The sequence below is a fragment of the Rhodobacteraceae bacterium S2214 genome, assembly GCA_025141675.1.
In the GTDB taxonomy this organism is placed as follows: Bacteria; Pseudomonadota; Alphaproteobacteria; order Rhodobacterales; family Rhodobacteraceae; genus Yoonia.
Map to the genome: position 1 here is coordinate 2,845,001 of CP081161.1, position 18,411 is coordinate 2,863,411.

An 18,411-nucleotide genomic window follows, 5' to 3' on the forward strand; every position below is an offset into this window, starting at 1 on the left:
CAGACAAGACAGTCAGCGGATCTTCTTTGGCATATGCGTTCAGGTCACCCAAGATAAGGGAGTTTGATGCCCCCTGCCCTGTCGGATCACTTGCCAACCAGTCAGCCAGAATATCTGCGGCCTCTGCGCGTGTCGCATTGTTGTTGCCCTGACCGTCGCCTTGATCCTCGTCCGCAGCCAAACCCGACAACGACCCTTTTGATTTCAGGTGATTCACAGACACCGTGATCGTTTCACCTGTGTCCAGATCTTCAAACGTTTGCGCGATGGCCGCACGGTTCAAATCACGCCCTGCGTTCAGGGGATCAAGGAAATTGCGTCCGTCGAAGGTTTCCAAAATCGCCATGTCACCATTCAGGCCAACACTATCGACTTTATAGATCAGTCCGTTGGCAATCGCATCGCCCCCAACAAATTCCTGCCCCGGATCAACGAATGCATAGACCTCGTCGCCCAGTTCAGCATTCACACGATTAACAAGATCCTGAATTGCGAAGGTATCGCCTGCGAAATCATTTTCGATCTCGATCAGACCCAGTACATCGGCGTCCATTGCAACGATCGCATTGACCAACTTTTCGGCCTGACGTTCGAATTCTTCGGGCGTGTCAGCACCGCGCGGATCAAGACCGATATCTGTCGTCACGCCAGATTCGTCGATCGTCGTGAAGTAGTTCAGCACGTTCAAGCTCGCGACCTTAAAGTTTCCGCCCAGTTCTGCTGGGGTGTCGGGCCGTGTGTTGACCTCTGTGTAGTCGCCTTCGGCAGCATTGATGCGGAATTCGCTGAACGAATAGTTCACAACGCCGGTAATCGACGACACCGTATCACCCATGCGGAAGTTGTCGGACGAATCCAGAATGCCGTCGTTGCCATCAATGACCTTGATCTGATCAGGGTTCTGGCCCGATTGGCCATCATCCAACACCAATGTCCGAGCGGCGACGTCTTTCAGATGCTGCGCGTAGCCTGCTGCATCCGGATCGTTCGCTTGGGAATACTGAACAAGCCGACCATCTGAGGTGACGTTGTACTGACCAAAGCGATCAAGATTGAACATTTCCGAAATCGTCATGTCCTGCTGGATATTCACCAGCATGCCTTCGTAAGCCTCTAGGTTGGCGACAAGGTTGCCGTTTCCGTCATCCATGACGCTCGCGGTTGGGAATGTGACCTCTACGGCGTCTGGGACCACTTGATCGACAGCAACGACAGAAATGTCAGTCGCTGAAATCTGGGTTTGACCGAAGAATTCGCTGACCGTACCGGTGATTTCGACAAGATCACCAATGTTCACATCAACATCCGGGTTCGATCCGTCGAAGATAAAGATACCTTCGGATGTCAGATCATTGAAGTCGTAGTCAACTTCTTCCTCTTGGATATAGAACCCGTTCATATCGCCCTGAGTGCCCAGCAACCCGTCTTGGAAATCGGCGGTCACAATGGCGGATACAGTGACAGTTTGACCGACCAGCGCACTTTGATCATCCACACCAGCAACGGCCATGTCTTGCGTGCCGCCGCTGCCTTGAATCTCAGAAATCAAGGTAATGACTGCAGGTGGTGCAATGAAGTTAGACGCACCCGGCGTTGCAGCCTGTGCTGTGAAAACGCCACTGCCATCTGGATCACGCGCTAGAACTTCGGTATCTTTTGCGCCGTTCGCGTTTTCATCATATTGCACAGTCTGGCCAAGCGCCGTCAAAAGGCCCGTGTCATCAGCATCAGACGTGCCATAGACAATCGCATCAACCAGATTTTCAGTCGTCGCGGTTGCAGGTGGTGTGCCTGTGTAAAGCGCTGCCGCATCGGCCCCGTTCTGAATGCCGTTCGATGTGAAGGCGACCAAATCAACGTTCGGCACATCTTCAGAACCAATGACAAAGTATCCCTCAGCGTTCGTCGCCAAACCATCGAGTGAAATCGTATTGTAAGCAGCGTCGCCGTTCCCGTTAAACAGCACCAGCGACAGACCATCCAATGACGCGTTTCCAACGCCACCATCATAAATTTCGACAAACTCCGCGCTGTCGGTGCTTGTCTGATCGGAATCAATTTCATTGATGACAAATGTCGCAGTTGGTGTTGGCGGCGTCACCGTATCGTACGACCCCGTGGCAAACCCAGTGGCGGCACTCGCGTTCGTCGTTTCTCCATCCCACGCATTGGGCCCTGAGAATGACCAGTTATTGATATCAAACGTTGGATTGGCAGCAGTGCCTGGATTGCGCGCGGCCCAGCCGTCAAGGTATTCCCAAGGGGTGCCATTTCCGTCGACATCCAATTCACCAAAGGTGTCGATGACCGTTCCGTTTTCAAACAACTCAATCGCATCATCGCCGTTGATTGCGGCAAAAAACGTTGTGTAGTCGGGCGCGAACCCCATGAAGCTTTCGAAACCTGGCACTTCGCTTGCGATATACAGATACGTGCCCGCAGCGGCCGCAACGGCGGGGAATGTGAATTCTTCGCCATCTGTTCCGCCACCATTGTTGGCAAAACCGATGCTATAGGCAGACAGATCAGCAATGTCGGCCGTTACATAAACCTCGACACCCTTCGGGAGTCCCCCACTGAGCGGGCCATCAAAAACACCTGTTAATACCATAGACATGTCGTTTCTCCCCAAAGATGTAGCGGTTAGAATTCAAACCGCTTTTCAATATGCAAAGTGGGAGATGTTCGTGACAACTGAATGACAAAAACCATTCGAAGCAGCAAAAGCAGAACTGTCGCGTAGGTTTTTGATTTCGCGTTGCGCCCTCCCACAACACAGACATGCAACTGGAAGTGGTTAACAAAAGCAACGTATTTTCATGGAAACGCCTAGAACCTAACGTCAACCTAGACCCAACTGCCCTACTTCGGTCAGTTCGTGCAAATTTTTGCCTCGGGATCAAGTCGCACGTATTCCTCGGCGGTAATCCGATGGATTTCGGTAAAGGGAATGTGCTGCCATTCGTCGACAAATTTGCGCTGCACACCGTTGCGCAAGTATTTGGTAATTTGCGGGTTTCCGACAAATCCAACGTTCACGTTCGCCCCGTGAAAGCCCAGCTTCAACCCCGGGGCAAGGCACGCATTCGATAGCGTCGTAAACATGAGGCAGGCCGAATTGCAGTACCCTTCTATCCGCACCGGACCACCCCAAAGTTTGAGGACAGCACGATCGGTTTCGGCACTGATCAATTGGCCGCCGCCATCATTGCGAATGGTATAGGTTCCCGTTGTCGGCAAAGGACGGCGATCATTGCACGCCGACAGCAACACAACGCTGAGCAATATCATTTTCTTGAGCATCAAAAACCTATCGTAGCCGTTTGAACACCAACATGATCGGCCGCAGACAATTTGTCAGGGGGAAGTTTCGCGCACGCGCGGCGTCTCGCCAAACGCAAAACGCGGCCCTCGTTTGGGGCCGCGTTCCTTTTTCCTTAGTCGACGTTTATTCAGCCCAGGCCCAAGGGTTCGTAAATGATCCCAGCGCCTTAAGAACATCTTCGTCTGTGACCGTACCAGTCTTCGCAAGCTGTGCTACCAAACCACGCTTCTTGTCTTCAACGACGCTATCAACTTTCGCTGCGACATCCGCTTTGGCCAACGCTTGGTTCAAGATACGTGTGATCGCCCGCTTCCGTAGGTCCGGTTTGAAGATTTTGCCAACGGCCGTTTTCGGCAGCTCATCCATGATTTCCAAATGTTTTGGGTGCGCCGCACGTTCGTGGATGTGTTCGTTCGCGTAAGCCATCAGTTCTTCGGTTGTGATGGTTGCGCCATCGACCAGCTCAACAAAGGCACATGGCACTTCACCGGCGTGGGCATCTGGTTGACCAATTGCGCCAGCAAATGCGACCGCTTCGTGACCTGCCAATGCTTCTTCGATTTCGGCCGGATCAATGTTGTGACCGCCACGAATGATCAGATCCTTTGCGCGACCCGTGATCCACAGATAACCATCTTCATCAATACGCCCCAAATCGCCTGTGCGCAGGTATTGCACATTCTCATGGGCCGGATTTTCAGAACCCGGATAGAACAAGTCTTTGTTCTTGTCCGCCTCTGTGTAGGTTTTGCCATCGTAAACCCCCGGCGACGCAACACAGATTTCGCCAATCTCATCAACACCACAGTCAAGCTGGGTCGCAACAGATACGATACGCACATCGGTGTACGGGAACGGCAGACCAATAGACCCGACACGTTTTTCACCGTCAGGCGGGTTGATCGAAACCAGACATGTCGCTTCGGTCAGACCGTAACCTTCGCAAATCGATAATTCGCCGGGTTTGTCTTTGGTCGCGTCATTCACGACTTTTTCGAACCGCTTGTAAAGTTCGAGCGGCAACGGTGACGACCCGCAGAATGCAATCCGCAATGTCGAGATATCAGCGTCGCCAACAGGGCGTTGCATCAACGCGGACAATGCCGTTGGCACGGTGATCATAAACGTCACTTTGTGGCGCTCGATCAGCTTCCAGAAGTTATCAAATACCCCGTCACCGCGGTAGCCTTGCGGAGTTGGGAAGACGACATGCGCCCCTGATCCCAACGACGCACCGAGCGACACGATAGCCGCAAACACGTGGAACATAGGAAGCGGGCAAATCTGCACGTCTTTTTCAGTGAACAACAAACGCGCGCCCAGCCATGCGTTGTAGACAATGCCGGAATAGCGGTGTTGGGCAACTTTTGGCATGCCCGTAGTACCGCCCGTATGAAAATAGGCCGCGACACGATCTTCGGTGCTATCGGCAAATGCCAATTCGCGCCCGTGCTTTGCCATTTCCTTACGGAAATCAACAACTTTGGCGGAATGTTTGACTTCGAACTTTGGACGGATCCAAGGCACGATGAACTTTTTCAATCCGGTCAGGTAGCGCAGCAGGTCGACTTCAACGACCGCTTTCACATTCGGCGCCATTGCGACAGCTTCTGCCGCTTTTTGGGCCACATCCGTTTTCGGGAATGCCTTGAGCGTCACAAGCACCTTCGCACCGGTTTCGCGCAAGATCGCCGCAATCTGTTCAGCCTCAAGCAGCGGGTTGATCGGGTTCACGATGCCCGCAACCTGCCCGCCAAGATATGTCAGAATTGTTTCGGATGTGTTTGGCAAAAGATATGCGACAACATCGGTTTCACCAACACCGAGATCACGGAACATGTTGGCGGATTGCGCGACTTGCGCCTGCAATTCGGACCAAGACAGCGTCTCAGCCGGCGCACCGGGGTCCGAAAACATCTGGAATGTGACAGCAGGTCTATTGGGAAAAGCCGCTGCGGTCTTCGACAATTGACCGAACGTTGTGACAGGTAAATCCCTGTCTTCCCACGGCATTTCATCCACAATTGCATTGCGGTCTGCCATGTTTGCATAAGGCATTCCAGGTTTCCTCCCGTTATTTTTTACCCATAGCTTATGACGCTGCGGGCCTCCCTGCCGTACAGGATGTGGTCTTTGTGGTTTTCGTGCAAGTCTAACGCGGCGTTGCGGGCAATTATTCCGCAACGGCACCCGCAGTAAATTGCAACCTTGCCAAGCGGGCATATAGCCCGTCTTGCGCAACCAATGCGTCATGTGTGCCTTCCGCGACGATCTTGCCTGCGTCGAACACAACAATACGATCCGCCTTTTTCACGGTGGCCAACCGATGCGCTACGATCAATGTCGTCCGTGTTCTGGCAAGATCATCAACAGCCGCCTGCACCGCCCGTTCGCTTTCCGCGTCCAAAGCCGACGTTGCTTCGTCCAACAACAAAATCGGCGCATCCCGCAGAATGGCGCGCGCAATTGCGATGCGTTGTTTTTGCCCACCTGACAACATGACACCACGTTCACCAACATAGCTGTCATAGCCATCCGGCAAATCAGTCAGGAAGTCATGCGCAGCGGCAGCTTTTGCTGCCATTTCGACTTCGTCGTCCGTCGCGGTCGGGCGGCCGAACCTGATATTCTCGCGGGCCGTATCCGCGAAGATCACCGGATCTTGCGGCACCAACGCCATATGTTGGCGGAACGCAGCACGATCCATATTACGCAAGTCGACACCATTAATAGAAATGGCCCCTTCGGACGGATCATAAAACCGCTGGATCAGTTGGATGATCGTTGTCTTCCCCGCACCTGATGGCCCAACCAAGGCAACAGTTTCACCCGGTTTCACTGTCAGATTGATTCCATCAAGCGCGGACACTGTCGGACGTCCTGGATAGCGGAAAATCACGTCGTCAAAGGTGATCGCGCCATTTTGTACATCAGGCACGGCAACCGCATTTTTGGGGTCCGCGACCGCGTCTTCAGCGCCAAGCAATTCAACCAAGCGTTCAGTCGCACCTGCTGCGCGCTGCAATTCGCTCCAGACTTCGGTCAGGGCGCCAACGGCCCCCGCGACCATGACGGCGTAGATCACAAACTGCACCAATTCGCCGACGGTCATCAGCCCTTCACGCACGTCGCGAGCCCCAATCCACAGGACACCAACAACGCCCGCAAAAATCAGGAAGATCACGATCATCGTCATCCACGCCCGCGTGCCGATGCGCTGCTTTGCAGACACAAAGCTTTTCTCGGTCATGTCATCGAAACGATTCCGACTGATCTTTTCGTGCGTGAACGCTTGGACAGCCTGCACCGACAAAAGCGCCTCTGACGCGTTACCGGAACTGGCGGCGATCCAATCTTGGTTTTCGCGGCTCAACTTGCGCAAGCGGCGGCCCAAAACAACAATCGGAATCACGATGGCAGGCACGATCAACAACACGAGGCCAGTCAATTTTGCTGACGTGATCATCAACAGCACCAAACCGCCAAGCAAGATCAGCACGTTACGCAGTGCAACGGACACGGACGAACCGATCACGGAAAGAATCAATGTCGTGTCGGTGGTAATGCGGCTGAGCACCTCGCCAGTCATGACTTTTTCGAAGAACGCAGGCGACATCCCGATCATACGGTCAAAGACGGCTTTGCGAATGTCAGCAACAACGCGTTCCCCTAAGCGGGTCACAAGATAGTACCGCATCGCAGTCCCGACAGCCAAAAGCGCTGCGATCAAAAGGGCCGCGCCGAAGTATTGGTCAAGAATGGAGGTCGCGGCACCTTCGAAATTATCGACCACGCGACGGACGGCCAAAGGTAGAATCAACGAAACCAAGGCCGTTGAGCTTAACGCGCCCAATGCGGCAAACATCATGGCCCGATACGGTCTCATGAAAGGCCACAATTGACGCAATGCGCCGATTTCCTTGGATGACTTTCGTTCTTCGTCGCTTGGTGGTGGTGCGTCAGCCATCAATCTGTCCCGGCGTTGTTTCACCCGACATAATAGGAGGCTGTCCAGATCACAAGATGATCCAAATGAACTGTTAAATAAGGGAATTTGGAGCGGGCGACGGGAATCGAACCCGTATCATCAGCTTGGAAGGCTGAGGTCTTACCATTACACAACGCCCGCGCGCTGTACCGCTCAGATAGGCCAAGGCAACGACAGCGTCAAGCCGTCTCAATGTTGCCTCATTCTTGCCTGATTTCACCGTCATATCTGGCCCGGATCGGGGGATTGTAATGCTTAAAGGGATTCGCGCCATGACACGTCTGTCAACATTGTTAAAAACCGCGGCACTTGCCAGCGTGACCGCGTTTGCGGGCACCGCAGCGCTTGCGCAGGACTTCACTGTCTATGTTTACGAAAAAGGGTATTTCCCGAACACCGTATACTCAGATGAAGCCACACGTATCAAATTCGTCAACAAAACAGGCTACACAGTAGGTGTCGACACCACTGGTGGTTCCATTCTGATCAACGACATTGCTGTTGGCAACCATGCGTACCTCGACGTTTCCACAATTAATGGTCGGACGATCAAAACACCGTACCTGTTCGGTTCAGGGTACAAATCCGGCAACTACTTCAACATCGCGTCAGGCTCTGCACCTGATTCCTAAGCGATCGGATCCAGCAACGTCGCACCTGCTGCGCGGTTGCTGTTGACCTCAGTTCCAACACGATGAAACAAAAGCGCGTCCTCGGGCGCGCTTTTCATGATTTGGGACGCCCCTTTTCCCGCCTCACCCAACCAAAGCGGCCAGTCCTTTGCTGTAAGAATCACCGGGATTCGGTGGTGAATACGGGCCATCGCTTCGTTGGCGCGCGTCGTGACAATCGCGCAGGTCGAAATCACGGCCCCGTCCTGTTCCCAATCCTGCCAGATACCAGCCATTACAAGCGGCTCTCCATCCTGACGCTGGATAAACCACGGCAATGGTTTGGCATCGCCGTCGCGATACCATTCATAGAAACCGGTTACAGGAAGCAGACACCGCCTTTCGCGACATGCAGCCCGAAATGCAGGTTTTTCCGCAATCGTTTCTGCCCGTGCGTTGATCAATAGCGGGCCACCGTTCGGCTTTTTGTACCAATGTGGGATGAAGCCCCACCGCATCGGGCGCAGGCGGCGCACCCCATCGTCCGACGTAACGACAGGCACGTTGACGGTTGGACAAACGTTGTAATTGGGTGTGTCCGGCAGGTCGTTTGCAGGCACCGCCCCAAACATTTCGACGACCGCCTCATGCGGCAAAGTAATCGCCATTCGCCCGCACATGTAGCACCGCCCCCTTGTTTCGTTGGTCTTACTGTAACGTTCCCACAAGGGCCCGCCAAAAGAAAAGCGCGCCACAGTTGCCCGCGACGCGCTAAGATTACCAGAAAACTGGATTTATTTTACTGTGATACGACCGTCTGTGTACGGCGTGTATGCGCCACCCTCAGCCATGAAGGACGCCATGACTTCTGCCAAGTCCGGACCAAAGTCATATGCGTTTGCCGCATCTTTGAACATCGCGTAACCGTCACCACCGTTACGAACATAGTTGTTCGAAACGACACCATAAGTCGCGGTAAGATCGATTGCTTCGCCACCGATCATCACGTCAGAAACGCGTGCACCTGCTTCTGCGCTTGCGTCAAACGCAAAGGACATGCCCGCAACCTGTGGGAACCGGCCTGCGCCCTCTTCAACTTGGCTCACGCCGTTTTCGAGGGCCGCAACCAGCACGTCACCAGTTACTTCGAATGTGGACAGCGTGTTCTGGAAAGGCAGCACTGTGTAAACTTCGCCCATTGTGACAGGACCCGCGTCGATCGATGCACGTACGCCGCCACCGTTCTGAATTGCGACCTGAATGCCTTGGTCCTTCACACGGGCCAACATAGCGTCAGCCACAAGGTTACCCATAGGGCATTCACGCGCACGGCAATCTTCACGAACGCCGACGATTTCTTCAGCAGTCTCTGCCACAACTTGTGTGCGAATCTCTTCGAGAGGCTCTGCCAACTCTGCGATACGCGCAACAACGCTTTCGTCTTCCACAACTTGACCGTCGATCAGGATCGGCTCACCGGCAGCTTCTGTGATCACACCGTCATCGTCGAATGTGACGTTCAGCTCGCCCAAGTATTTGCCATATGCATATGCCTGAACAACGGCAGTATCACCAACCATTGTCGGGTAAGGACCTTCGGCACGGTCGTTTGTATTGGACAGCAGTGTGTTAGAGTGACCACCAACGATCACATCAACGCCCGTTGTATTCGCAGCAACCTCCAAATCAACGGCATAGCTAGAGTGGGACAGAACGATGATCTTGTTCACGCCTTCAGCAGTCAGCTTGTCGACTTCGCCTTGAACCGCTGCTATCGGATCAGAAAACGTAATGTTATCGCCAGGTGACGCCAGCTCATCTGTATCTTCTGGTGTCAGACCGATCAGCCCGATCATTTCGCCACCACGTTCGATCACAGTGGACTTCGCCAGCTTTTCCGCAAGCAGCGGCTCAGCTGAGACATCAGCATTCGACATCAACACTGGGAATTCCACGGCATCCATGAAGCCCGCCAGAACTTCTGGGCCATCGTCAAATTCGTGGTTGCCCACAGTCATGCCGTCATAGCCCAAAAGGTTCATGAACTCGGCCGTCATTGTGCCTTTGTAGTACGTGTAGAACAGCGTGCCATTAAACTGGTCGCCGCCATCTACGAGAATCGAGTTGTTTGACCGTGAACGCGCGTCAGTCACAGCATTTACCAAACGTGCGGTACCACCGAAGCATTCGCCAGCTGCGTTATCTTCGGATGAACATGGACCGTCATATTTGCTGATCGGCTCGTGGCGGTCATGATAGTCGTTCGTGTGAAGAATTGTCAGGCTGTAGTCAGCCGCAGCTGCGCCGGCGGTCAAAGCCAAGGCACAAGTTGATGTCAGGATACGTGAAAGCATTTTGGGTCCCCCAAGTTGAATTAACAGCATCGTGACCCCGCCTTTAACCAGAGTCAAACACCGCCTCACCCTCCCCTAGGGTCAAGTTATGACGGATGCGTAACATTTGATCACCTTGACCATTTGTGTGCAAAGCGCCAAACGACCTTTATGCTGATTTACAAAATATTTCGGGGCCCCGAGTGGGCGGACCTTGTGAAGAATGGCGAAACGTCCGGCGCACCAATTGATGTTGCTGATGGATTTGTCCACTTTTCGGGAGCGGACACGGTCGCTAAAACCGCCGCGCTTTATTTTGCGGACGCGACTGATCTGGTCCTTGTCGCGGTGGAAGCCGACGGTATGCGCGATCTCAAGTGGGAAGCATCACGTGGCGGCGCATTGTTCCCACATCTTTTCCGCAAACTGACGTTGGATGACGTGGTGTGGCACAGGCCCCTTCCCATCATCGAAGGCGTCCATCAATTTCCGGCAGAGCTATGAAATTACTCGAAGAATACGGCCTCAAGGCGCTCCATAAACTTGATCCTGAAGTGGCACATGGCGCTGCCATTGCCGCATTGAACATAGGACTTGGGCCACGGTCAGGTCCGTTTTCATCAGACCGTTTAAAGACCTCTTTGGCTGGCTTGGAATTACCCAATCCGGTCGGGCTTGCAGCGGGATTCGACAAAAATGCGACCGCCTTGCACGCGCTATCCCGCACCGGTTTTGGTTTTCTGGAAGTAGGTGCCGCCACGCCGCGCGCCCAACCGGGCAATCCCAAGCCGCGTCTGTTCCGGCTGACCGAAGATCAGGCTGCGATCAACCGCTTTGGATTCAATAACGAAGGCATGTACGCGATTGAGCCGCGTTTGGCCGCTCGCCCTGATGGTATTATCGGTCTCAACCTTGGCGCGAATAAAGACAGCGACGACCGCGCCGCGGATTTCGCGCGTGTTCTGACGCATTGCGGTCCACATCTGGATTTTGCGACTGTGAACGTATCGTCCCCGAACACCGAAAAGCTACGCGACCTGCAAGGTAAAGCAGCCCTTTCCGCGCTGCTGAATGGTGTCATGGAAGCGAACGATAAACTCGAACGACGTGTACCGATTTTCCTAAAGATCGCGCCCGATTTGACGCCCGATGATATCGCGGACGTAGCCGATGTCGCGACTGATGCGCAGCTTTCCGCAATCATCGCTACGAACACCACTTTGGATCGTGAAGGTCTGAAAAGTGCAAGCAAAGACGAAAAAGGCGGGCTTTCCGGTCAGCCCTTGTTCGAAAAGTCCACGCGCGTTCTTGCTCAGTTAAGCGGTCTGACCCCTCTGCCCATCATCGGTGTCGGCGGTATTGGTTCGGCTGAACAAGCCTATCAGAAGATCAGGGCCGGTGCTTGTGCCGTGCAGCTATACACTGCTTTAGTCTATGGCGGGATTTCCCTAGTCGACGACATTACTCGTGGTCTTGACGCGCTTTTGGAACGTGACGGATTTGCGCATGTGATCGATGCCGTGGGTGCCGGGCGCGCAGACTGGACCTAATTAGGATTTAGGCAGCTTATCCAACCAATTCGGTAGGTCCGCGATAGAATCGAGCACGATATCCGCAAACGGCGACAGCTCCGCGTGCAGCGCAGGCCCCGTCAAAACACCAACGGTTCGCATGCCTGCAGCGCGACCAGCGTGCAGATCGTGCAAACTGTCACCGACCATCACACATTCGGCGGGCTTTAGATTTTCATGTTCGCAAAACGCCAATAGCTGCCCAGGTGCGGGTTTTTCCCCAAAGCCGCTATCATACCCCGCAATGAACCCGAAAAAGTCAGTTACATTTGCCTGAGCAAGATTTGCCCGCGCCGGTGCTGCACCGTCGTTAGTCGCGATTCCCAGCTTCAAGTCGCGGCGACGCAGATCAGAGAATAGATATTGCAGATCAGTCACTTGCACCTGTGGCGTGTCCGACGTTGCCTGTGTCATCCGGTCGATCAAAGCGTCTTTGTCCTGATCCAACGTGAACGGAAGGATTGCTTCGGCTACGGTTTCTGCCGTCGATGCAATTACGATGCTTCCGGGGCGGAAAACAGCATTTGCGTGATCGAACCCTAGTACACCAGCCAATACAGGCGTCTGCGAAAGATCATGGGCACATTCATTTTCGATTATTGTCTTCGTGATTGCGCCCCACGTTTTATTGAAGTCAAAAAGGGTGCCGTCCTTGTCAAAAATGATGCCAGCTACATTCAGGTCCAATGGACGGCCTCCGCGCCTGGTAAAGCATATCGTGCCATAAGGGGTTGATCATAAGGCAAATTGATCGTGTCACAGAACGCCATGACCCAAGAATCATCCATTGTTATGAATTCAAGAACCGAAGCTTGAAAGGCAGGATCCGTTGCCCGCGCCTTTAGGTCTTCGACAGAGCTTCCTGTCGCACCCAGAAACGTGGGGCACAGGTCTTCGTTCCCGACAAGCCACCCAAGCGCCTGTAAAGCAATCGTTTCTGCGGTGTCTGGGCTCATTTTCGGTGCTCACTTTTGTTGGCAACAATATTTTAACTATTCCGCATCAAATTGACCGCAGGGGCCGGGTGGAACAAGCCCTTGATAAAGGAAATACGATGTCAGGTAGAATACTGATTATCGATACGGTCGCGACTAATCGTATCGTGATGAAAGTGAAACTTCTTTCGGCGCAATACGATGTTGTCGCTTGCGCAACCCAAGATGAAGCCAAAGCATCATTTATCGAACAACGCCCAGATCTGATTGTCATCAATCTTGCTGATCATGTTGAAGATCACCACGCTTTTTGCCGGGCGCTGAAAAATTGCCCTGATACTTCTGATATTTCCATCGTCGGGACGGGCATTGCCGACACCGCACGTGCCAGATTTGCGGCACTGGACGCAGGCGCAGATGATATTCTGCCCAGCCCAATCAACGACACATTGCTGCACGCACGTATTCGCAGCTTACTACGAAAGCGGCACACGCCTGCGGAACTTTGGATGCGCGAAGGGACACAACGCGCATTGGGCTTTGAAGAAGTTGTTGCAGGTTTCGAACGCCCACCACGTATCACATTGCTTACCGCAAACCCCGTGCTCAGCACAGGTTTGACAGCGCGCCTTAACCGCATCAATTCGTTGGGCGTGACGGTCCTTGGCATTGATGAAGTTCTCAGAACGACCGCAATCTCTCAGAACCCAGACTTGTTCGTTATTGACAGTACGACCATGCGCAACCCGCGCGAGGATCTGTTCCGTCTTGTCGCGGATCTGCGATCACGTGATCAAACACGCCATATTTCCCAACTTGTTAGCTTATCATCCGATGCCGTCGAAACAGCCGCGATGGCGCTCGATCTTGGCGCTGATGATGTCATCACAACAACTGTTGCGTCGGATGAATTGGGCATTCGGTGTGTCGCGCTGGCTCGGCGCAAGCGGCAACAGGAACAATTGCGCACGACCGTACGGGATGGGCTTAAAGCGGCGGTCACTGATCCGCTGACTGGGCTGTACAATCGCAGGTATGCGACCCCCTACCTAACTGAAATTGCCAAGCAGTCGAAAAAGACAGGACAGGAATTTGCGGTGATGATGATCGATATCGATCATTTCAAAGCCATCAATGACACACACGGGCACGCGGCGGGTGACGCCGTACTAGTCGAACTTGCCGATCGATTGCGCAACAATCTGCGCGCAATTGATCTAATTGCACGCGTCGGCGGTGAAGAATTTCTGGTCGCACTTCCCCATAGCACACCAGAACAAGCGCAGACTGCAGCAAACCGCCTGTGTCGCTTGGTCAATCAGAAACACTTCAGCGTCGGGGCGAATAGGCAGCCATTGCGCGTTACCATCTCAGTCGGCGTCGCCGTTGGATGCGTCGAGAGCACAGACATCATCGGAGCGGACGACATGTGCCACCAAGCGGACGGTGCATTGTATATCGCTAAATCATCCGGCCGGGACCGCGTTTCCCTTGCACACTCAGCCGCCTGAGTTGGGTCGCGGCGGTCGTTGATCGTCGCGATTTCCACGACGTTCACTGTTTTCTCGTAGGCGACCAGCAAAGGCAGTGCGTTCTTCCAAAGTCATTTCAGTTACCCGCACGACGAACGCGGCCAAGGCCCTTCCCTGAAGCTCAAATTGACGTTCCTGCTGAATTTGAAAAATGCGCGACAACGCCTCTGGATCAAATGGTTGACTTTCAAGCACCAAGATCAAGTCCTCAAACGCTTGGCGGCGTTCCAGACGAGAAAGCCCAGGCTTGCCTGGACCACGCCGCAATTGATCACCAATCTCGCGTCGATCCTTCGGAGGCAGCGCTGCAGTCAACGGCCCTAGTCGCACGTCAAACGCACCCGGAGGCGTCCCACCGCTCCGCAAGTACGCGCCGCCGACCAGACCTAGTATCAGTAGGTTTATCGCCAGCGACGTCACAAGAACAATACGCCAAACGCGACGTGGTTTCGTCTGTTTCTGCATATTACCCATCCACTCCATCACTGAAGTTGCCAAGCATATCACCGCCGAACAAATCGACAGTTTGCGTTGAACCAAGCACAGTCGTCGCCATATTTTCCAGCCCAACAGGTGGCGCAACACCGATCCACAGCCCAGCTACACCCGCCATGGCGATCCCACCGATTGCTGGCCAGCCGCCGATCATATCAAGGACCGCGCCCCAAAGCGTTTGCTGCGAGGGGGCAATGTTGCGCGGTTGTACTTGCACAGCATCGATCAGAACCCTTGCCATCAAATCTGAGGGAACGGTCGGTTTGATCTGCGCCGTTTGTCCCAGCAAATCATCAAGTTCGGTCTGATTCTGATCAGTCATCGTCGTACCCCAGTGTTGCGCGGCGTCCTGCCAAAAGACTAGCAAGAGCCCGCTTTCCACGTGCTGTTAGACTTTCCACGGACCGCACGCTAATGTCCATGATCTGCGCGATTTCAGGGTTCGCGAGCCCTTCGAGATGCCGCAATGACACGGCTTGCGCTTGTCGTTCCGGCAATTGTGCCATCGCGTCGGATAAGGCAGCCATCCGCGCGCGGGTTTGTAGTTGATCGGCCACCCCCGGTGTTGGATCAGCCGGTTCTGCGATCTGATCCATCCCAACGGACGCGCCTCTGTTCCTTTTACGCAGGCGATCCGTACAAAGATTGGCCACCACACGGTACAACCAAGTCGAAATTTGCGCTTCGCCATCACGCCAGTCAGGCGCGATTTTCCAAAGTCGCATCATCGCCTCTTGAGCAACGTCTTCGGCTTCCATCCGATCAGACAACATGCGCGTGGCCTGCCCTAAAACCCCCGGCAACAGCCGGGACGCTAGGGCCTGCGCCGCACAGGAATCACCTGCCGCATAAGCCGCAAGCAATGCCGCATCTGGCATCGAGGGATCGATCGTGTCTGTCATCAGGTGTGAGGCCACATCATTTTATCGGCACAAACAACCCCTCTTTGCGATCAGATCAGCCGCGACCACCGCCGTGACCGTGACGCCCGCCATTCTTGCCACCGCGTTCGCCACGACCACCACGACCACCACGTTCAGAGGCGGCTTCGAATTCATCTTCGCTGATCACGCCGTCATCATCAGAATCGGCACGTTCAAATGCCCGCTCGGCACGATTACCGTCACGTTCTGGCAATTCGGATTGCTGGATTTCGCCGTCGCCGTTTTCGTCAAGGCGTTCCAACATACGTTCGACCATCTGTGCTGCGCGCCCTTCTGAACGTTCCGACGCACGCGCCAGAAGCTCTGCTTCGGACAGGGCACCATTGCCATTAGTGTCGGCTGTCGCAAAGCGTTGCTCGCCCTGTGCGGCAAGTTCTTCCACTGTGATTGAGCCATCACCGTTCGTGTCCAATGTCGCAAAATCGGGGCGTTCCTGTGCCTGCGCACCCGTTGCAACCAAACCAAAGCCTGCAACGATTGCTGCCATCAATACTGGAGTTTTCATAACTTTTCCTTTTCAGTCATTGCCGGATTACCGCCGGATCTGTCTTTCAAACGACTGCACAAAAAACTTCCGTCGCAACTTTTTCACTTTTTTTCACTGACCCGAGGCATCCTGCCGCATAAGGGCTTCCCTCCCTTTTCAAACGTCGAACAAAGGCGCATGTAGTGTGTGAAAAGGAAATCAGATGACTGACATTGCTCAAACGACCGACATGGCCGATCGCCCGATGAAGCCTGCGATGTGGCGCGGACTGCAGCGCAAATGCCCGAATTGCGGCGAAGGACATATGTTTGACGGCTATCTTAAGGTTGCAGATCAATGTCCGGTCTGCTCTGAAACACTGTCGCACCACCGTGCTGACGACGGCCCTGCATATCTGACCATTCTGATCGTCGCGCATATTTTGGGTTTTGGCATTCACTTTGTTTGGTCGTGGTTTCGTCCCGAACCATTGGTGATGGCCACGATTTTTACGGTCGGTAGCGTTGCACTGTCGCTCTATCTGCTGCCGCGCCTGAAAGGCATGATTGTCGGCATTCAATGGGCCAAACGGATGCATGGATTCGGTCAGGCGGAGTAAATGATGGATAAATCGGCGCTCCGTGATGCGGCTACGGTCATCGTTTTGCGGGATCGGACGTCCGTTCTAATGGGACAGCGCGGCAGTTCAGCGGCGTTTATGCCCGGTAAGTTTGTCTTTCCGGGAGGCGCTGTTGATCCAGGTGACGCGCACCTCAATTTGCCGCCACTAAATCCAACGTGTGAAAACCGCCTTGAATCCGAATCTGACTTACCCGCGACGGCCTTAACGGCGGCGGCCATTCGTGAGCTTTGGGAAGAAACCGGTCAGATTTTGGGGACATCGGAACCTTGGGATGATGCGCCAGCGGACTGGGCAGACTTTGCCAAGACAGGCTTTCGACCTGATCCATCTCCGCTGTCATTCTTTTTCCGTGCGGTCACGCCGCATGGTCGGCCGCGTCGTTTTGACGCCCGCTTTTTCCTTGCCGATGCGGCCGCACTCGCATCTGATCCGGATGATTTTTCGACCGCTGAAGATGAATTGTCCCATCTGCAATGGGTCCCACTAAAAGATGCGCGCCGGTTTGACCTACCCTTCATCACGAAAGTTGTTCTGGCTGAATTGATTGATCACATTGACCGTGACGGCCCCATCGCATCAGTTCCTTTCTTTCGCAACGATGACGAAGCACACCTGATTTCCAGATTAGGCAACGCTGACCCGCTTTAGGCCACCAAGACCAACATCACGATACTGCCCGTCAGCAAGATCAGACCTTGCCACTCACGACGCGAAATTCTTTCGCCAAAGACGAGCGCCCCGATCGCGATTGAAAACAGCAATTCGATTTGCCCGACCGCGTTCACGTATCCGGCGGATTGCAACGTAAAAGCTGAAAACCAACACATCGTGCCGATCATGCTGGTGAGGCCAACAAGACTGACGACACGCCACGCACGTAGCACCGCCCTGATTTGTCCCGTTTCGCGCAACTTGAGCCACAAAGTCATGGCAAGAAATTGAAAAACAACGACGAAGGCCATCGCGACAATCGCGCGGTAAAAGGTGTCACCTTCCGCAATGGACAATGACGCCCCTCTGTAGCTGACGCCGGACAGTCCAAAAAACAGACCCGACGTCAGCCCCAATAGGACTGCTCTATTCAGGATGCGTTTGCGCCATGGACCGGTTGCCTCTGGCGGGTCAGCCAATAGCAATACGCCGCCAAGCCCGATGAGAACCGCGATCAGCGCAGGCAATGTAACCACGTCGCCAAGAATGATGAACCCGATGAGAACGCTTAGCAGGACTTCGGTCTTCTTAAACGTAATCCCGACTGCGAAATTCCGATGCGAAAATAATGCGACGACACACATCGTTGCAAGAATTTGCGACGCCCCGCCGACCATGACGTGCAACCAGAAAACGCCCGGCACCTCCGGCAAACCTTGTCCGGTCGCCGACGCATATGCAACGGCAATGGCGACCACAAAGGGTGCTGCAAAGAAGAACCTCGCAAAGGTAGCACCCGCCGTCGAAAGCCCCGCGACCTTCAATTTCTTTTGGAACATGAACCGCAGCGCCTGCGAAAACGCGGCGAGGCACGTGATCCATACCCAAGTTGCGATCACGCTATCACACCAAAGCGG

The 18,411-nt window shown here is 54.1% G+C and carries 19 protein-coding genes and 1 tRNA gene (1 of these 20 running past the window's edge); 6 read left to right on the forward strand and 14 right to left on the reverse strand.

Annotated elements, in window-relative coordinates:
- The 5 genes from K3729_14160 to K3729_14180 form a co-directional block, all read right to left on the reverse strand.
- Nucleotides 1-2,617, reverse strand: partial view of an ExeM/NucH family extracellular endonuclease gene (locus tag K3729_14160; protein ID UWQ98571.1) — the 5' portion only. It extends 791 nt beyond the left edge of the window; the window shows 2,617 of its 3,408 coding nt (coding positions 1-2,617); its start codon is at nucleotides 2,615-2,617; its stop codon lies beyond the left edge, outside the window.
- A 254-nt stretch (nucleotides 2,618-2,871) separates the two neighbouring features.
- On the reverse strand, nucleotides 2,872-3,303 hold the full coding sequence (locus K3729_14165; protein ID UWQ98572.1) for a hypothetical protein: 432 nt from the start codon (nucleotides 3,301-3,303) through the stop codon (nucleotides 2,872-2,874).
- Nucleotides 3,304-3,448: 145 nt separating this feature from the next.
- Nucleotides 3,449-5,383 (reverse strand): acyl-CoA synthetase, encoded by a 1,935-nt coding sequence (locus tag K3729_14170; GenBank protein UWQ98573.1) that lies wholly within the window; start codon nucleotides 5,381-5,383, stop codon nucleotides 3,449-3,451.
- A 115-nt stretch (nucleotides 5,384-5,498) separates the two neighbouring features.
- On the reverse strand, nucleotides 5,499-7,292 hold the full coding sequence (locus tag K3729_14175; GenBank protein ID UWQ98574.1) for an ATP-binding cassette domain-containing protein: 1,794 nt from the start codon (nucleotides 7,290-7,292) through the stop codon (nucleotides 5,499-5,501).
- An 88-nt stretch (nucleotides 7,293-7,380) separates the two neighbouring features.
- A tRNA-Gly gene (locus tag K3729_14180) sits at nucleotides 7,381-7,454 on the reverse strand.
- A gap of 131 nt (nucleotides 7,455-7,585) precedes the next feature.
- Here K3729_14180 and K3729_14185 point away from each other — a divergent pair.
- Entirely contained in the window at nucleotides 7,586-7,945 is a 360-nt protein-coding gene (locus K3729_14185) for a hypothetical protein (protein ID UWQ98575.1), read from the forward strand.
- Here K3729_14185 and K3729_14190 read toward each other — a convergent pair.
- Together K3729_14190 and K3729_14195 are read right to left on the reverse strand one after the other, a co-directional pair.
- The gene (locus tag K3729_14190; GenBank protein ID UWQ98576.1) at nucleotides 7,942-8,604 is read right to left on the reverse strand and encodes an SOS response-associated peptidase; all 663 of its coding nucleotides are present in this window, start codon (nucleotides 8,602-8,604) and stop codon (nucleotides 7,942-7,944) included. The two genes, K3729_14185 and K3729_14190, sit on opposite strands and share 4 nt — an antisense overlap.
- 114 nt (nucleotides 8,605-8,718) lie before the next feature.
- Nucleotides 8,719-10,278 (reverse strand): 5'-nucleotidase/apyrase family protein, encoded by a 1,560-nt coding sequence (locus K3729_14195; protein UWQ98577.1) that lies wholly within the window; start codon nucleotides 10,276-10,278, stop codon nucleotides 8,719-8,721.
- A gap of 150 nt (nucleotides 10,279-10,428) precedes the next feature.
- Between K3729_14195 and K3729_14200 the strand changes: the two genes are divergently transcribed.
- Together K3729_14200 and K3729_14205 are read left to right on the forward strand one after the other, a co-directional pair.
- Nucleotides 10,429-10,761 carry a DUF952 domain-containing protein gene (locus K3729_14200; protein ID UWQ98578.1) on the forward strand — a complete coding sequence of 111 codons (333 nt, stop codon included), beginning with the start codon at nucleotides 10,429-10,431 and terminating at the stop codon, nucleotides 10,759-10,761.
- Nucleotides 10,758-11,807 carry a quinone-dependent dihydroorotate dehydrogenase gene (locus tag K3729_14205; GenBank protein UWQ98579.1) on the forward strand — a complete coding sequence of 350 codons (1,050 nt, stop codon included), beginning with the start codon at nucleotides 10,758-10,760 and terminating at the stop codon, nucleotides 11,805-11,807. Before K3729_14200 ends, K3729_14205 begins: the two co-directional genes overlap by 4 nt.
- On the opposite strand, the gene K3729_14210 is transcribed toward K3729_14205, so the two are convergent.
- Together K3729_14210 and K3729_14215 are read right to left on the reverse strand one after the other, a co-directional pair.
- Nucleotides 11,808-12,509 carry an HAD family hydrolase gene (locus K3729_14210; protein UWR01068.1) on the reverse strand — a complete coding sequence of 234 codons (702 nt, stop codon included), beginning with the start codon at nucleotides 12,507-12,509 and terminating at the stop codon, nucleotides 11,808-11,810. It abuts the gene before it with no gap.
- On the reverse strand, nucleotides 12,506-12,784 hold the full coding sequence (locus K3729_14215) for a DUF3572 domain-containing protein (protein UWQ98580.1): 279 nt from the start codon (nucleotides 12,782-12,784) through the stop codon (nucleotides 12,506-12,508). The genes K3729_14210 and K3729_14215 overlap by 4 nt, the downstream gene beginning before the upstream one ends.
- A gap of 98 nt (nucleotides 12,785-12,882) precedes the next feature.
- Here K3729_14215 and K3729_14220 point away from each other — a divergent pair, with 98 nt between their 5' ends.
- Nucleotides 12,883-14,274, forward strand: coding sequence for a diguanylate cyclase (locus K3729_14220; GenBank protein ID UWQ98581.1), 1,392 nt, complete (start codon nucleotides 12,883-12,885; stop codon nucleotides 14,272-14,274).
- On the opposite strand, the gene K3729_14225 is transcribed toward K3729_14220, so the two are convergent.
- The 4 genes from K3729_14225 to K3729_14240 are packed head-to-tail and all read right to left on the reverse strand — an operon-like array spanning nucleotide 14,263 to nucleotide 16,239.
- Complete coding sequence (locus K3729_14225; protein UWQ98582.1) at nucleotides 14,263-14,760, reverse strand: periplasmic heavy metal sensor; 498 nt, start codon at nucleotides 14,758-14,760, stop codon at nucleotides 14,263-14,265. The two genes, K3729_14220 and K3729_14225, sit on opposite strands and share 12 nt — an antisense overlap.
- A gap of 1 nt (nucleotide 14,761) precedes the next feature.
- The gene (locus K3729_14230) at nucleotides 14,762-15,112 is read right to left on the reverse strand and encodes a hypothetical protein (GenBank protein UWQ98583.1); all 351 of its coding nucleotides are present in this window, start codon (nucleotides 15,110-15,112) and stop codon (nucleotides 14,762-14,764) included.
- Nucleotides 15,105-15,692, reverse strand: coding sequence for an RNA polymerase sigma factor (locus K3729_14235; GenBank protein UWQ98584.1), 588 nt, complete (start codon nucleotides 15,690-15,692; stop codon nucleotides 15,105-15,107). Before K3729_14235 ends, K3729_14230 begins: the two co-directional genes overlap by 8 nt.
- 55 nt (nucleotides 15,693-15,747) lie before the next feature.
- Nucleotides 15,748-16,239, reverse strand: coding sequence for a hypothetical protein (locus tag K3729_14240; protein ID UWQ98585.1), 492 nt, complete (start codon nucleotides 16,237-16,239; stop codon nucleotides 15,748-15,750).
- 184 nt (nucleotides 16,240-16,423) lie between these two features.
- On the opposite strand from K3729_14240, the gene K3729_14245 reads away from it, so the two are divergent.
- Entirely contained in the window at nucleotides 16,424-16,819 is a 396-nt protein-coding gene (locus K3729_14245; GenBank protein UWQ98586.1) for a DUF983 domain-containing protein, read from the forward strand.
- Nucleotides 16,820-17,491, forward strand: coding sequence for an NUDIX hydrolase (locus K3729_14250; protein ID UWQ98587.1), 672 nt, complete (start codon nucleotides 16,820-16,822; stop codon nucleotides 17,489-17,491). It abuts the gene before it with no gap.
- Here K3729_14250 and K3729_14255 read toward each other — a convergent pair.
- Nucleotides 17,488-18,390 carry an EamA family transporter gene (locus tag K3729_14255; protein ID UWR01069.1) on the reverse strand — a complete coding sequence of 301 codons (903 nt, stop codon included), beginning with the start codon at nucleotides 18,388-18,390 and terminating at the stop codon, nucleotides 17,488-17,490. The two genes, K3729_14250 and K3729_14255, sit on opposite strands and share 4 nt — an antisense overlap.
- Nucleotides 18,391-18,411 lie beyond the last annotated feature (21 nt).

Coding starts and splice junctions, on each gene's coding strand:
- K3729_14195 (UWQ98577.1), bottom strand. CDS start 10,278: ATGCTTTCACGTATCCTGACATCAACTTGTGCCTTGGCTTTGACCGCC.
- K3729_14235 (UWQ98584.1), bottom strand. CDS start 15,692: ATGACAGACACGATCGATCCCTCGATGCCAGATGCGGCATTGCTTGCG.
- K3729_14190 (UWQ98576.1), bottom strand. CDS start 8,604: ATGTGCGGGCGAATGGCGATTACTTTGCCGCATGAGGCGGTCGTCGAA.
- K3729_14215 (UWQ98580.1), bottom strand. CDS start 12,784: ATGAGCCCAGACACCGCAGAAACGATTGCTTTACAGGCGCTTGGGTGG.
- K3729_14185 (UWQ98575.1), top strand. CDS start 7,586: ATGACACGTCTGTCAACATTGTTAAAAACCGCGGCACTTGCCAGCGTG.
- K3729_14240 (UWQ98585.1), bottom strand. CDS start 16,239: ATGAAAACTCCAGTATTGATGGCAGCAATCGTTGCAGGCTTTGGTTTG.
- K3729_14200 (UWQ98578.1), top strand. CDS start 10,429: ATGCTGATTTACAAAATATTTCGGGGCCCCGAGTGGGCGGACCTTGTG.
- K3729_14245 (UWQ98586.1), top strand. CDS start 16,424: ATGACTGACATTGCTCAAACGACCGACATGGCCGATCGCCCGATGAAG.
- K3729_14170 (UWQ98573.1), bottom strand. CDS start 5,383: ATGCCTTATGCAAACATGGCAGACCGCAATGCAATTGTGGATGAAATG.
- K3729_14205 (UWQ98579.1), top strand. CDS start 10,758: ATGAAATTACTCGAAGAATACGGCCTCAAGGCGCTCCATAAACTTGAT.
- K3729_14220 (UWQ98581.1), top strand. CDS start 12,883: ATGTCAGGTAGAATACTGATTATCGATACGGTCGCGACTAATCGTATC.
- K3729_14250 (UWQ98587.1), top strand. CDS start 16,820: ATGATGGATAAATCGGCGCTCCGTGATGCGGCTACGGTCATCGTTTTG.
- K3729_14225 (UWQ98582.1), bottom strand. CDS start 14,760: ATGCAGAAACAGACGAAACCACGTCGCGTTTGGCGTATTGTTCTTGTG.
- K3729_14165 (UWQ98572.1), bottom strand. CDS start 3,303: ATGCTCAAGAAAATGATATTGCTCAGCGTTGTGTTGCTGTCGGCGTGC.
- K3729_14230 (UWQ98583.1), bottom strand. CDS start 15,112: ATGACTGATCAGAATCAGACCGAACTTGATGATTTGCTGGGACAAACG.
- K3729_14175 (UWQ98574.1), bottom strand. CDS start 7,292: ATGGCTGACGCACCACCACCAAGCGACGAAGAACGAAAGTCATCCAAG.